Raw genomic sequence first — 14774 nt, 5'->3', positions numbered from 1 at the left:
TCAATACCCCATCAAACGCCGCGACATGGCTGAACTCAAGCCCGGATCGCGGTAAGTGGAAAATTCGTTCAGGCGCGGATAAGCAGCGCGGAACAAGGTACGCGGCATGCAAGCATCTTTGGCCAGATACAAACGTCCACCAGCTTGGGCGACGATGGCATTAAGTTGCTCGAACAAGTCAGTGGTCGAGACACCGCGATTAGGGAAATCCAGTGCCAAGCTCACACCGGCGGTCGGAAAACTCAACATACCTAGTGAAGCACGCACACCAAAAGTTTTCAGCACCGCCAGAAATGAACCCTCGCCGCTGCGTTTGATCGCCGCCAGCATGGCCGCTACGGCAAACGGTCCCGGTACCGATGGCAGTACGCATTGGTATTGGTAAAAACCGCGCGGTCCATACATGCGATTCCAGTTGAGCACATGATCGAGCGGATAAAAAAATTGCTGATAGTGCTGTGGCTTTGACCGTTCGCGCTGCCGCTGGCGCTGCAAATAATAATAGCCGCGGTTAAGCCAAGGCAGCGTCACCCGGTTAATCAGCGAAAACGGTGGCACCATAGGCATGGCGACAGCTTTGCGCGCAACCGGCAGGGGCAAATGCGCCTGGCTGTGACGGCCGCGTAAAAAAATGCCGCGCCCACAGCGCGAGCGACAATCTATCCATGCCACGGTGTATTCCCAGGTCAGGGCGGAACTGGCGGACAAGGCAAAAAATTCATCGAGATTGGCATACGCGAGGCTTTCGCAATCCAGCCAAGGGCCGACAACACGACGCAGTTGCAACTCCACCTCACTGATGATGCCAGTCAAACCTATCCCGCCCACCGTGGCGGCAAACCAGCCGGCATTGTGCCGAGGACCGCAGTCGATGATGGTGCCATCGCTGCGTATCAGCCGCAATTGCCGCACATGATTGCCGAATGACGCCTGACTATGTTGATTCTTACCGTGCACATCATTGGCAATCGCACCGCCGACCGTCACAAGCTCGGTCCCTGGCGACACCGCCAGCATCCAGCCACAAGGAAGGCTGAGTTGCTGTATATCCCGCAACAATACCCCTGCTTCACAGCACAACACACCGCTGCGACGATCGAAGGAAATGAAACGATCGAGGCCACGGGTGTGCAGCAAACGACCACCGGGATTGAGGCAAGCATCGCCGTAACTGCGCCCCATACCATACGCCAGCGCTGGCACGCCAGCTTGCAAGGCAGTGGCGATATCGGCACGCTGGTACAGCGTACTGACATGATGCGGACGTGCACCCAAGCGCCCCCAAGAATCGATGTTTACCATGGTTTGCCGAGCGCTCCCAGGCTCAATATCACCATAAACACGAGGCCAGACCAAAGGCTGGCGCGATCACGCAAGGCAAACACCAAGGGATCATCGTGCATATTGCCGCGGTCAGCCTGCATCCATATCCAGCTGACCCAAAACAGGGTGACCGGTATCGTGCCCCAGATCAGCTCTGGTGCCCGGTACAATTCGATCACCACCGCACTGTTAATGTATAAGGCCAGCACCAGCACCGCACCATAGCCGGCCGTCACGCCCAACATTTGTATGAGGCTGGCATCGGAAGTGTAATAGCCGCGGCCATGGACCTGCTGCATCCCTTGCCGTGTTTGCCCACGTAATTCAGCATAACGCTTGACGAAGGCCAATGAAAGAAACAAAAATCCCGAAAACGCCAACAACCAAAATGACAAGGGCAATTGCACCGCCGCCGCACCAGCCACCAAGCGTAAGGTGTATAGGCCGGCTAAGGCAATGCAATCGATGACCATGATACGTTTGAGATAAAAAGAATAGGCGCAGGTCAACGCAAAGTAAGCCAGCAGCCATACGGAGAACTGCGGCCCTACTTGCCATGCCAACAGCCCGCTCGATCCCAACAGCAAGGGCAACAACAATACCCCGAGGTGCAAAGGAAGCAAGCCGCGCGCAAACGGCCGGCGGCGCTTGCGTGGATGCTTACGGTCTGAGGGTAAATCGAGCAAGTCATTAGCGATATACACGGCCGAAGCACACAAACAAAACGAGCAAAACGCCAACAGCAAGGTAAGCAATGGCTCCAAGGCACCAAGTTGATGCGCACCGAACAAGGGAATGAAGATCAACAGATTCTTCAGCCATTGATGAACGCGTAATGCCTGGCACCAGCCTCGCACGCCGATTGGTTCGGGCGGAAAGACTTGCTCGAGCCGGCAACACTGCTGTGCCCTTGCCAGCAAAGCTGGATCAGCATTGACGGCGATGCCGGCACGCGCATGCGACCACACCGCCAAATCAGCCGAGGAATTACCGGCATAATCAAACCTGCCGCTGCCAAAGCGTGCCACCAGCGCCTCCGCCTTATGCGTACCGGCCAGATTGCGTCTGCCATCACTGGCGATCACCGCATCAAAAATACCGAGGTGAGCGGCAATGCGGCGAGCAATTTTGCCATCGCTGGCTGTACACAAAAGTAAGCTTCGGCCATTGCGATGTTGCGCGACCAGTTCGGCGAGAAAGTGCGGATGATAGGGTAAGGTAGCCGGATCGAAGTCGGTCCGTTCGGCCAGTTGTTGTTTGAGAATAGCTTTACCACACATAAGCCACAGCGGCACACGCCATAGCGCGCACGGCTGCTCACGCAGGAACGCCAACGCCGATTCTTGCAGCATGTCGGTATGAATTAAGGTGCCATCTAAATCAACCACTAAAGGATAAGAGTTCAAAATCTCACTTTCATAAAAATGAGGAACGATTCCGTCTGCCCACAAACGCGTCTTAGTGGCCAATCCGAATCAGCTCATCACGATTGCAGTGTAAATGAGGCACATCGGTACAAAATTGATGGAAAACTTATCGTGAGCGAGATTTTCTTACGCACATTAAAATGTAAAAAAGATAATTGTTTGATGTAGAATAGGCGTGAAACAGCGGATAGTCAAACCGCATTTGCAGTTAAAACGAAGGCTGCGGCGTTTCCGCCAAAAGGAGACTATCGCTTCGGGATATTACCCAAACCGCCCGTAAGCTCGTTCCTGCGAGCTTTTGGCAGGAATGACGTAGCGAGGACACACGCGAGAATGAAGTGATTGTTGGCGGGGTGTACGACCCGCCAAGAGCGCGCGGACAAAAGCCCGATGCAGCGCAGAAGTATTGGTCGGCCCGGAGGGAATCGAACCCCCATGATCGCTTTAGAAGAGCGAGGTCCTATCCGTTGAACGACGGGCCGCCTAGGAACCAGATGAAGCGCGACTGATAAAAAAACAGCCGGAAAAACTGAAGTGGCCATACTACCTGTTTACTGCCGCGGTATCAAGCCGCGGCAGAACTTAGTCAGGCGTATTTATCAGCCATGTTCAATACACGCCACCAAGCGGCGTGCACAAGTGTTAGCCAATTCATCCGCATCGGCTTCCACCATCACTCGCAACAGCGGTTCGGTGCCGGAAGCGCGGATCAAGACGCGGCCGCGACCTTTCAATTGCTCTTCCACCGCTGTTTTTTCCTGCATCAAAGCGGCATTGTTTTGCCAATCAAAACCGGCAGCAACGCGCACATTTAACAATACCTGCGGAAATAAGTGTAATTCACTGAAGCAGGCATCGAGCGACTTGCCACTGCGACGCAGGGCCGACAAGACCTGCAAGGCCGAAATAATGCCATCACCGGTCGAATGCTTATCCAGACATAACAAATGACCAGATCCTTCGCCACCGATCAACCAGCCGCGCTCCTGCATTTGCTCGAGCACATAGCGGTCACCGACCCGCGCACGCACAAAACCGACGCCCAGTTTTTCGAAAGCGATTTCGACCGCCATATTGGTCATCAAGGTGCCAACGGCACCCGCTACCGGGCCCATACTCAAGCGATCGACCACAATCAAATACAACAATTGATCGCCATTATAAATTTTCCCATGGCGGTCGACCATGATCAAACGATCCGCATCGCCATCGAGCGCGATGCCGAGATCGGCATGGTTGGCGCGTACCGCAATGGCTAAGGCATCGGGGGCAGTCGCACCAACTTTGTCATTGATATTCAAGCCGTTCGGTGTATTACCGATCGCAATCACCTCGGCACCAAGCTCATGCAAGACGTGCGGAGCGATGTCGTAGGCGGCACCATGGGCACAATCAACCACAATGCGCAGGCCGCGCAAATCGAGTTCAGATGGAAACGTACTCTTACAAAATTCTATATAGCGACCACTGGCATCAGGCAAGCGCTTAGCCTTCCCAAGATGATCCGAACTGACACAGAGCATCGGTTCTTCCAACGCCGCCTCAATCGCCAATTCGACTTCATCGGCGAGCTTATTGCCTTGCGATGAAAAAAACTTGATACCATTATCAGCGTAATGATTATGCGAGGCCGAAATGACGACGCCGGCCGACAAGCGCAGGGCGCGCGTCAGATACGCCACCCCCGGAGTTGGCATCGGGCCGCACAACATCACGTCAACACCGGCGGCAGCAAAGCCAGCTTCGAGCGCGGCTTCAAGCATATAGCCGGAAATACGGGTATCTTTACCAATCAAGACCGTTGGACGCTTATCGCCACGCGAACCGGCTTGCGCCAGCACTTTGCCGGCAGCGTAACCAAGCCGCATTACAAAATCAGGCGTGATCGGTGCAACACCGACGCGACCACGGATACCATCGGTACCAAAATATTTTCTTGTCATTATTCTTTTTCCTAATAATCAAGCAAGCAAAGCCTGCCATACAGTTAAGGCATCCATTGTTTCAGCGACATCATGGACGCGCACGATTTTAGCACCCCGCTGCGCTGCCGCCAAGGCCGCGGCGACGCTGCCGGCCAAACGGCGCTCGGCGCTTTTCCCAGTCAATTCACCGATCATGGTTTTACGCGACACGCCAACCAAGAGTGGCAAACCTAATTCTTGTTGCAAGTATTCGATATCTTGAAAGAGTGCAATATTATGCGCCAAAGATTTACCAAAGCCAAAGCCCGGATCAATACAAATCTGTTCGCGTGCAATACCACTGGCTTGCAAGGCCTGCGCTTGTGCAGCAAGAAATTGCAAGACTTCGGCATGCACATCTTGGTATTGCGGCCGCTGCTGCATATCGCCAGGCGTTTTTTGCATATGCATCACACACAGGCCCGCCTCCGAATCAGCCACGGCAGCGCGCGCCTCAGGCGAGCGAAAACCTTGTATGTCGTTGATCATATCGGCACCGGCCAGCAGCGCTTCACGCATGACGGCCGGTTTATAGGTATCGATCGAGAGTGGTTTGCCGCAGTCACGCAGCGCGAAGATCACCGGCATCACACGCGCCAATTCTTGCTCCAGCGATAAGGCTTGCGCACCTGGCCGACTCGACTCACCACCGATATCAATGATGTCGACGCCCTCCTCGATCATTTGTTCGGCACGCGACAGCGCACTGTCGAGGTCGAGAAATTGGCCACCGTCAGAAAATGAATCCGGTGTAACATTGAGTATGCCCATCACCAGCGGCTTATGCCGCGCCGCGCCCCAGTTAAACCGATAGCGGCCACATTGAAAATAATTAGTCATAAAAAAGAAAAGGCGAGGATTACTCCCCACCTTTTTAAAAAAACACTGTCGTCAAAAAATCAAGCCGGTGCCGTCACATTCGGCGTCACACCACCACTGCCACCACCCGATGAATCGGAGGTAGAGCGACCGGTAGACTGACCGAGTTTCGGCGGCCGCGGCGGCATGCCATTCATGATGTCACTGACTTGATCGGCGTCGATGGTTTCCCAATCGAGCAGAGCTTTCGTCATGGCTTCCACTTTATCGCGGTTTTCTTCGAGCAAGCGGCGCGACAGCGCGTACTGAGTATCGAGAATCGAGCGAATTTCGGCATCGACTTTTTGCTGCGTCGCTTCCGAGATGGTTTTCGAGGAAGCACCGAAGTAACCTTCTTGCTGATTATCTTCGTAGACCATCACACCCATGCTATCGGACATACCGAAGCGTGTGACCATGGAACGAGCTAACTTGGTGGCACGAGAAAAGTCATTCGAGGCACCGGTAGACATTTGGCCGACAAAAATCTCTTCGGCAATACGGCCACCGAACAAGATGGAAATTTCTTCCAACATCTTATCTTTGTAACCGCTGATCTGATCATGCTCAGGCAATTGCCAAGTCAAGCCGAGGGCAAAACCACGCGGCATGATGGTCACTTTATGTACCGGATCAGCCTTAGGCATGAGCTTGGCGATCACAGCATGACCAGACTCGTGATACGCGGTATTGCGACGTTCATCTTCACGCATGACCATAGACTTACGTTCCGGACCCATGAAGATTTTGTCTTTGGCATCTTCGAAGTCAAGCATTTCGACCAAGCGTTTGTTGCGACGCGCGGCAAACAAGGCTGCTTCATTGACCAAATTGGCCAAATCGGCACCGGAAAAACCCGGGGTACCACGCGCCAAGATATCGGCGCGCACATCGGAAGAAATTGGCACTTTGCGCATGTGAACATTAAGAATCTGTTCACGACCACGGATATCAGGCAAACCGACCGATACTTGACGATCGAAACGACCAGGACGCAACAAGGCTTTATCGAGCACATCGGCACGGTTGGTCGCAGCCACAACGATGACACCGGAATTGGCTTCGAAACCATCCATCTCAACGAGCATCTGATTCAAAGTCTGTTCGCGCTCATCGTTACCACCACCCATGCCGGCACCGCGATGGCGACCGACCGCATCAATTTCATCGATGAAGATGATGCAGGGAGCATGTTTTTTAGCATTCTCAAACATATCACGCACACGGGATGCGCCGACACCGACGAACATTTCGACGAAGTCGGACCCGGAAATGGTGAAAAACGGCACTTTCGCTTCGCCGGCAATCGCCCGCGCCAACAAAGTTTTACCGGTACCCGGTGGCCCGACCATCAATACGCCGCGCGGAATACGACCGCCGAGCTTTTGAAACTTGGTCGGATCGCGCAAGAAATCGACCACTTCCGTCACTTCTTCTTTGGCTTCATCACAGCCGGCTACATCGGCGAAACTGACATTGTTATTGGTATCATCGAGCATACGCGCCTTCGACTTACCGAAGGAGAACGCGCCACCCTTGCCGCCACCTTGCATCTGGCGCATGAAAAACACCCAGACGCCAATTAACAACAACATCGGGAACCAAGAAATAAAAACTTGCGACAGGAAAGATTGCTCTTCCGGCGGTTTATTATCGAATTTAATGCCGTTACTGACCAGATCACCGACCAAGCCGCGATCAAATATCGTCAATTGCGATTTGATTTTTTTTCCATCGTTAGTGACCGCGGTCACGGTACGATTGGCATCATCGATCGTTGCCTCTTTAATATGCTTGGCCTTGACCTCATCGAGAAATTCCGAATAAGGCACGGCAGCCATGCCGGCACCGCTCGTCTTTCCTTCAAACTGCTTGAAAAGAGTGAAAAGCACTAAGGCAACAACTACCCAGATAGCCGCTTTTGAAAACATATTATTCACGAGAACTCCTTAAGCGCAGGTTACGCCATTTGATACGGTAATCATTATTCTACCCTCAATAGGTAGAGCTTGCTAGCCAACATATGCTGGCACTATTGAGGATTATCAAGAGCAAATTCTTTCATTCAAGGTTCTTCAAACCTTTTCCAAGCAAAAAAATCTCAGAAGACTTGTCTTTGCTCGCTTTTGGTTTTTTATTAATAACCTGTTTGAATTCATTTTTAAATAAATCAACTATATTATTATAACTAGGTCCATGAAAACATTTGACCAGCAAAGCGCCACCCGGTTTCAGATGCGCTTTGGCGAAATCGACCGCCAATTCGATAATATATTCGACGCGCGCCGAATCGACCGTCGAGTTACCCGATAAGTTCGGTGCCATATCCGACAGCACCACATCGACTTTACGGCCCAATAAACTGCGTTCCAATTCGTCGAGCACTTCTTTTTCGCGGAAATCGCCCTGAATAAAGCCGACATCGGCAATCGGATCCATAGGCAGCAAATCGAGTGCAAAAATTTCACCGACGATACCGCCGCCTTCCTTCCCGGCCAGCTTATTACGTACATATTGCGACCAACTACCCGGCGTTGCCCCCAGATCGACGATGATTTGACCAGGACGGATCAGTTTTTCCGTCTCATCGATTTCCTTGAGCTTGTAAACAGCACGGGCGCGGTAGCCTTCTTTTTGCGCAAGTTTCACATAAGGATCATTTATATGATCGTGAACCCAATTTTGATTGAATTTATTCTTTGCCATTCGCGTAAAATACTGCCTTTAAAGGAAATCTTTAATCTGCCTGGCTGCGCCAGGTGATTTATTATCGTGCACCCAATCGGACGCACAAGGAAAACATATGTTAAAACTTACCCCCGTCGAACGCAGCGAACTGCGCTCGCAAGCCCACGCCCTCAAACCGGTCGTCCTGATCGGCGAAGCCGGCGCGACGCCCGCTGTCGTCAAAGAAATTGATTCGGCGCTCAATTCGCACGGCTTGATCAAGGTTCGCGTATTTGGCGACGACCGTGAAGCCCGCATTGCCATGTATGAAAGCATTTGTGCCGATCTGCGCGCCGCACCGGTACAGCATATAGGAAAACTGCTGGTTTTGTATCGCCCAAAGGTTGAAGGCAAGCAAGAAACTAAATTGGTCAAAAAAGGCCGTGGCATGCGCGAAGTCACGATCGTCAAGCCTAGCCCTAGCGGCACCAAAAAACCGACGGTCTCGAAAGTGATGGTCAAAGGCAACGAACGTGTGACTCAGGGTGGCAATATCAAACGTGCCAAACCGCGTCAATCCAGTCCTAAAAAATCAGCGTTGGCAAATAGCTGAGTTCCCCTTCGGGAGCGGGCGATGGCATAACATGCCATCGCCGCCGCACTCAGATATAAGCAACGTCGAGCACTTCGTATTCACGTACGCCCGCCGGTGCCTGCACACCAACGACATCGCCGGCATATTTGCCGATCAAGGCGCGGGCGATCGGTGAAGTGATCGATACTTTACTGAGTTTCAGATCGGCCTCATCTTCGCCGACGATCTGATACGTCACCTTTTGCGCCGTTTCCAAATCTTCCAAATGCACGGTAGAACCGAACACGACGCGACCTTCAGCATCGAGTGTAGTCGGATCAATCACTTGCGCCGAACCGAGCTTACCTTCGAGATCGGCAATCCGTCCTTCGATGAAGGCTTGGCGTTCTTTGGCTGCATCGTATTCGGCATTTTCCGACAAATCGCCCTGGGCGCGCGCTTCGGCGATCGCATTGATCACATCCGGGCGCTCTTTGGTTTTCAGAATATGCAATTCTTGCTTCAATAATTCTGCGCCGTATTTGGTAACAGGTACTGTACTCATGATATTTACACTTATAGAAATGGGTTTACTCAAGATGGCATAGGTATAGGCTGAGCACGGATGCTGCCTTTATACCAAAACAATGATTACGCCTGTCCGGAAAGTAAAAATACAGAGGCCACAAACGCTGCGACCTCTGTATTGAGTTGTTTACTGGTCATCGGCATGCTGCGAAACAAACATGTTTCGCAGATCGCCCGCGCCGCCCGCAGGCAGTACGAAGCTCGCCGAAAGAACTCAGTTTAAGGTTTTATGCAAACCTTGTAAATCATAAACATGCAATTCATTCAAATGACGCATGCCTTCCACTGCAGCTTCCGCCCCGGCGATGGTGGTGAACGTCGTCGCCCGTGCATGAAGTGCCGAAGTGCGAATCGCGCGCGAGTCGACGATGGCATTGCGCTTCTCTTCGACGGTATTGATGACCAAAGAAATTTCATTGTTCTTGATCATATCAACCACATGCGGCCGTCCTTCAACAACTTTATTGACGATAGTCACAGGAATCCCGGCTGCCCCGATAGCAGCAGCCGTGCCACGCGTGGCGACCACGGAAAATCCAAGTTCGACCAAGTCACGCGCCACCTTGACGGCACGCGGCTTGTCACTGTTTTTGATGCTCAGGAAAACCTTGCCCGAAGTCGGCAATTTAACGCCGGCACCGAGTTGTGATTTAACAAAAGCTTCGCCAAAAGTTTTACCGACGCCCATGACTTCACCGGTCGATTTCATTTCCGGTCCGAGTATGGTGTCGACGCCAGGGAATTTCACGAATGGGAATACCGCTTCCTTGACGCTGAAATACGGCGGCACCACTTCGGCACCGATGCCTTGTGAATCCAAGGATTGGCCAACCATACAACGTGCGGCGATTTTTGCCAGTTGCAAGCCGGTCGCTTTAGAGACGAAAGGTACGGTACGCGAAGCGCGTGGATTGACTTCGAGAACGAAGACCACATCTTTACCATCTTGCTGCTGTATGGCAAATTGCACATTCATCAAGCCGACCACATTCAAGCCTTTGGCCATCAGGGCGGTTTGGCGCTTCAATTCTTCTATCGTTTCGACGGAAAGCGAATACGGTGGCAAAGAACAGGCGGAATCACCGGAATGCACGCCGGCTTGTTCGATGTGCTCCATCACGCCACCAATAAAGGTGCGCTTACCATCGGACAGGCAATCGACGTCGACTTCAATGGCATCATTGAGGAAGCGATCGAGCAGGACCGGCGAATCGTTCGACACCTTGACCGCTTCGCGCATATAGCGTTCGAGGTCACGTTGTTCATGCACGATTTCCATGGCGCGACCACCCAAGACATACGAGGGACGGACCACCAACGGATAACCGATTTCTGCCGCCAAGGCGAGCGCATCGGCTTCGTTGCGGGCAGTACGGTTAGGCGGCTGACGCAAGCCTAACTCTTGCAGCATTTTTTGGAAGCGTTCGCGATCTTCGGCCGCATCGATCATGTCCGGCGAGGTACCGACGATAGGTACACCATTCGCTTCGAGGTCGAGCGCCAGTTTCAATGGCGTTTGACCGCCGTATTGCACGATCACGCCGACCGGTTTTTCGATTTCGACGATTTCGAGTACATCTTCGAGCGTCAGCGGCTCAAAATACAGGCGATCAGAAGTATCGTAGTCGGTCGAAACGGTTTCCGGATTACAGTTGACCATGATGGTTTCGTAGCCATCGGCGCGCATCGCAAAAGCGGCATGCACACAGCAGTAATCGAACTCTATCCCTTGACCAATACGGTTAGGACCGCCGCCGAGCACCATGATTTTTTTCTTATCGGTAGGATGCGATTCACATTCTTCCTCGTAAGTCGAATACATGTATGCGGTGTTAGTAGCAAATTCGCCGGCGCAGGTATCGACTCGTTTGTATACCGGGCGCACCTTGAGTGCCTTACGTTTTTCGCGAATCGCGGTATCCGTGGTACGCAGTAGCTTTGCCAAACGACGATCGGAAAAGCCTTTTTGCTTGAGCTTTAACATCAAGTCTTTGTCGACGCTCTCGAGCGTTTGCTCATCGAGCCACAATTCGATGTCGACGATATCTTTAATCTGCGCCAGGAACCATGGATCGATGTGCGTCAGTTGATGCACTTCTTCCATCGTGAAACCTTGGGCGAACGCGTCACCGACATACCAGATACGATCCGGACCCGGCTCGCCGAGTTCTTTTTCCAAAGTTTCGCGGTCTTGGGTTTTTTCATTCATCCCATCGACGCCAACTTCCAAGCCGCGCAAAGCTTTTTGAAACGATTCTTGGAAAGTACGGCCGATCGCCATCACTTCACCAACCGATTTCATTTGCGTGGTCAGACGGTTATCCGCCTGTGGAAATTTTTCAAACGTGAAGCGCGGTATCTTGGTCACGACGTAATCGATAGACGGCTCAAACGAAGCCGGTGTGGCACCGCCCGTGATGTCATTGCGCAGTTCATCGAGCGTGAAGCCGACGGCCAGTTTGGCGGCGATTTTCGCGATCGGGAAGCCGGTCGCTTTCGATGCCAAAGCCGAGGAACGCGATACGCGCGGATTCATTTCGATTACGATCATACGGCCATCGGCCGGATTGATCGAGAATTGCACATTCGAACCACCGGTATCGACACCGATTTCACGCAGCACTGCCAGCGAGGCATTGCGCATGATTTGGTATTCTTTATCGGTCAGTGTTTGTGCTGGAGCTACCGTGATCGAGTCACCGGTATGCACGCCCATAGGATCAAGATTTTCGATCGAGCAAACGATGATGCAATTGTCGGCTTTATCGCGCACGACTTCCATCTCGTATTCTTTCCAGCCGATCAGCGATTCTTCAATCAGTAATTCACTGGTTGGCGAGGCTTCAAGGCCACGCTTGCAAATCGTTTCGAATTCTTCCGGATTGTAGGCGATACCGCCGCCGGTGCCACCCATAGTAAACGATGGACGGATAATGACAGGAAAGCCTACGTCTTTTTGCACGACCCACGCTTCATCCAAATTATGCGCCACACCCGAACGCGCCGAACCGAGGCCGATCTTAGTCATGGCTTGCTTGAATTTGGAACGGTCTTCGGCTTTATCAATCGCTTCCGGCGAGGCACCGATGAGTTCGCAATTGTATTTAGTCAGCACGCCATGACGATGCAAATCGAGGGCGCAATTGAGCGCAGTCTGGCCGCCCATGGTTGGCAAAATCGCGTCCGGCTTTTCCTTGGCAATGATGCTCTCAACCACTTGCCAGGTGATAGGCTCGATATAGGTCACGTCGGCCATTTCCGGATCCGTCATGATGGTGGCCGGATTGCTGTTGACCAGAATCACGCGATAACCTTCTTCGCGCAAAGCTTTGCAAGCCTGCGCGCCGGAATAATCGAACTCGCAAGCCTGACCGATGATAATAGGACCAGCACCGATGATTAAAATACTTTTTATGTCGTTACGTTTTGGCATAGTGATTATTCTCCTGCGTGTGCTTTTGCATCTGCCATCATCGTCGTGAAGCGATCGAACAGATAAGCGATGTCATTCGGCCCCGGCGAGGCTTCCGGATGTCCTTGGAAGCAGAAAGCCGGCTTATCGGTGCGGGCAAAGCCCTGCAAGGAACCGTCAAACAAAGAGATATGCGTGACGCGGCAATTCGCCGGCAACGATGCTGCATCCACTGCAAAACCATGGTTTTGCGAGGTGATCAGCACTTGTTTGGTATCGAGATCTTGCACCGGATGATTGGCACCGTGGTGACCGAATTTCATCTTCAGCGTGGTCGCACCCGAAGCCAGCGCCATGATCTGATGACCAAGACAAATACCGAAGGTGGGGATACCCTGTTCGATCAAAGCTTTGGCGGCCGCGATGGCGTAATCGCACGGTTCCGGATCACCGGGACCATTCGATAAAAACACGCCATCCGGCTTCAATGCCAGCACCTCAGCAGCACTGGTTTGCGCCGGCACGACCGTGACTCGGCAACCGCGCTGCGCCAACATGCGCAGGATATTGCGTTTAACACCGAAATCGAAGGCGACCACATGAAGACGCGGTGCACTTTGCTGACCATAACCAAGACCCAAGGTCCATTCAGTTTCAGTCCATTGATAGCTTTGTTTCGCTGAGACGATCTTGGCCAAATCCATGCCCGACAAACCAGGGAAGGTTTTGGCCAAGGCTTTGGCGCGTTCGGCGTCTTGACCAACCAAAATCGCCCCGCCCTGCGCACCTTTTTCACGCAGAATACGCGTGAGCTTGCGGGTGTCGATACCGGCGATGGCAACGATGTTTTCGGCTTTGAGGTAGCTGGCCAGCGATTGCTCGGAACGGAAATTCGACAGCAGCATCGGCAAATCTTTGATGATCAAGCCGGCGGCATGAATTTTGTCCGATTCGACGTCTTCGGCATTGATGCCGGTATTGCCGATATGCGGATAAGTCAGCGTGACGATTTGCGAACTGTAGCTCGGGTCAGTCAGAATTTCCTGATAACCGGTCATGGAAGTATTAAAAACGACTTCACCGACAGTATGACCGGCGGCGCCGATGGAAATACCAGTGAAGATGGTTCCGTCAGCAAGAGCGAGTATCGCGGTATCTTGGGCAGAACGAAGAAGGGACTGCGGAATGGGCAGCAAGGGCAACTCCTGTATTGTTACCGCCGCTGCGACGCCCCAAACTGCCATTTTCACCACTTGCACACAAGAACTGAGCAAGGCGAAAAAGAGGATGGAGTGATGTGAATTTGGGTAGGCGCTACGGCGAGATTTCGAATTAGTTAAACCCTCGAATCATACCGTAAAACCGTCTTTGGGGCAATCCCTGCAATGGGATTACAGCCCAAAGATGGTCACTTACTGCATATTAAGTATTACAAGCCCAAGGCGGCAATCCCAGCCTTGGCAATTTGCGCATCTTCGGCCGATTTCACACCCGATACACCAACTGCACCGACGCACTGACCATCAACCATGATAGGCACGCCACCTTCAAGCATGCCGGCAATGTAAGGCGCGCTCAAAAACGAAAAACGGCCGTTATTGATGATGTCTTCGTAAACTTTCGATTCACGCTTACCTAAGGCTGCCGTAGTGGCCTTAGCCGGTGCAATCTGCGCGGAAATCGGGGCCACACCATCGAGGCGCTGCAGCCACAATAAATGCCCGCCATCATCGACGATCGCGATGACTACCGCCCACTGATTAGCTAGCGCTTCGGCTTCTGCAGCCGCCGCGATTTTCTTGATATCTTCCAAGCCCAGTACCGGTTTTGTTAACATGCTTTGATTCTCCTGTAAAAGTGCACAAATTGTACGCGAAGCAAAAAACTTAGGTATACAAACTGTTTTGCATAAAACGCATAGTTAATATAACGATAAGGCATAAGCCGACCGAAGGTTTACA

General features: G+C 52.4%; 11 protein-coding genes and 1 tRNA gene. 1 reads left to right on the top strand and 11 read right to left on the bottom strand.

Annotated features, from left to right (window positions below; genetic code table 11):
• The 7 genes from RHM61_RS15490 to RHM61_RS15460 all read right to left on the bottom strand — a co-directional run bounded on the left by RHM61_RS15490 (position 1) and on the right by RHM61_RS15460 (position 8278).
• Complete coding sequence (locus RHM61_RS15490) at positions 1 to 1302, bottom strand: FAD-binding oxidoreductase (protein ID WP_322248192.1); 1302 nt, start codon at positions 1300 to 1302, stop codon at positions 1 to 3.
• The gene (locus RHM61_RS15485; protein WP_322248191.1) at positions 1296 to 2729 is read right to left on the bottom strand and encodes a UbiA family prenyltransferase; all 1434 of its coding nucleotides are present in this window, start codon (positions 2727 to 2729) and stop codon (positions 1296 to 1298) included. Before RHM61_RS15485 ends, RHM61_RS15490 begins: the two co-directional genes overlap by 7 nt.
• 428 nt (positions 2730 to 3157) lie before the next feature.
• Positions 3158 to 3232, bottom strand: a tRNA-Arg gene (locus RHM61_RS15480).
• A 117-nt stretch (positions 3233 to 3349) separates the two neighbouring features.
• Entirely contained in the window at positions 3350 to 4693 is a 1344-nt protein-coding gene (gene glmM / locus RHM61_RS15475) for a phosphoglucosamine mutase (protein ID WP_322248190.1), read from the bottom strand.
• Between the two features lie 18 nt (positions 4694 to 4711).
• Positions 4712 to 5554, bottom strand: coding sequence for a dihydropteroate synthase (folP, locus tag RHM61_RS15470; RefSeq protein WP_322248189.1), 843 nt, complete (start codon positions 5552 to 5554; stop codon positions 4712 to 4714).
• 59 nt (positions 5555 to 5613) lie between these two features.
• Complete coding sequence (gene ftsH, locus RHM61_RS15465; RefSeq protein WP_322248188.1) at positions 5614 to 7512, bottom strand: ATP-dependent zinc metalloprotease FtsH; 1899 nt, start codon at positions 7510 to 7512, stop codon at positions 5614 to 5616.
• Between the two features lie 121 nt (positions 7513 to 7633).
• The gene (locus RHM61_RS15460; RefSeq protein ID WP_322248187.1) at positions 7634 to 8278 is read right to left on the bottom strand and encodes an RlmE family RNA methyltransferase; all 645 of its coding nucleotides are present in this window, start codon (positions 8276 to 8278) and stop codon (positions 7634 to 7636) included.
• A 97-nt stretch (positions 8279 to 8375) separates the two neighbouring features.
• Between RHM61_RS15460 and yhbY the strand changes: the two genes are divergently transcribed.
• Positions 8376 to 8852 (top strand): ribosome assembly RNA-binding protein YhbY, encoded by a 477-nt coding sequence (yhbY, locus tag RHM61_RS15455; RefSeq protein ID WP_322248186.1) that lies wholly within the window; start codon positions 8376 to 8378, stop codon positions 8850 to 8852.
• A gap of 49 nt (positions 8853 to 8901) precedes the next feature.
• Here the strand turns inward: yhbY and greA are convergent, their stop codons facing one another.
• From greA to RHM61_RS15435, 4 genes are all read right to left on the bottom strand, one after another.
• Positions 8902 to 9378, bottom strand: coding sequence for a transcription elongation factor GreA (gene greA, locus RHM61_RS15450; protein ID WP_322248185.1), 477 nt, complete (start codon positions 9376 to 9378; stop codon positions 8902 to 8904).
• Between the two features lie 237 nt (positions 9379 to 9615).
• Positions 9616 to 12834 (bottom strand): carbamoyl-phosphate synthase large subunit, encoded by a 3219-nt coding sequence (gene carB, locus RHM61_RS15445; RefSeq protein ID WP_322248184.1) that lies wholly within the window; start codon positions 12832 to 12834, stop codon positions 9616 to 9618.
• Positions 12835 to 12839: 5 nt separating this feature from the next.
• Positions 12840 to 14087, bottom strand: a complete 1248-nt coding sequence (gene carA, locus RHM61_RS15440) for a glutamine-hydrolyzing carbamoyl-phosphate synthase small subunit (RefSeq protein WP_322248183.1) — start codon at positions 14085 to 14087, stop codon at positions 12840 to 12842.
• Positions 14088 to 14242: 155 nt separating this feature from the next.
• A complete protein-coding gene (locus RHM61_RS15435) occupies positions 14243 to 14650 on the bottom strand; it encodes a heme-binding protein (protein WP_322248182.1) in 408 nt (135 codons plus the stop codon).
• Positions 14651 to 14774: the final 124 nt, after the last annotated feature.

The sequence above is a fragment of the Undibacterium sp. CCC3.4 genome (assembly GCF_034347425.1).
Classification (GTDB): domain Bacteria; phylum Pseudomonadota; class Gammaproteobacteria; order Burkholderiales; family Burkholderiaceae_D; genus Undibacterium.
This window is presented reverse-complemented; position numbering and strand designations above follow the sequence as displayed.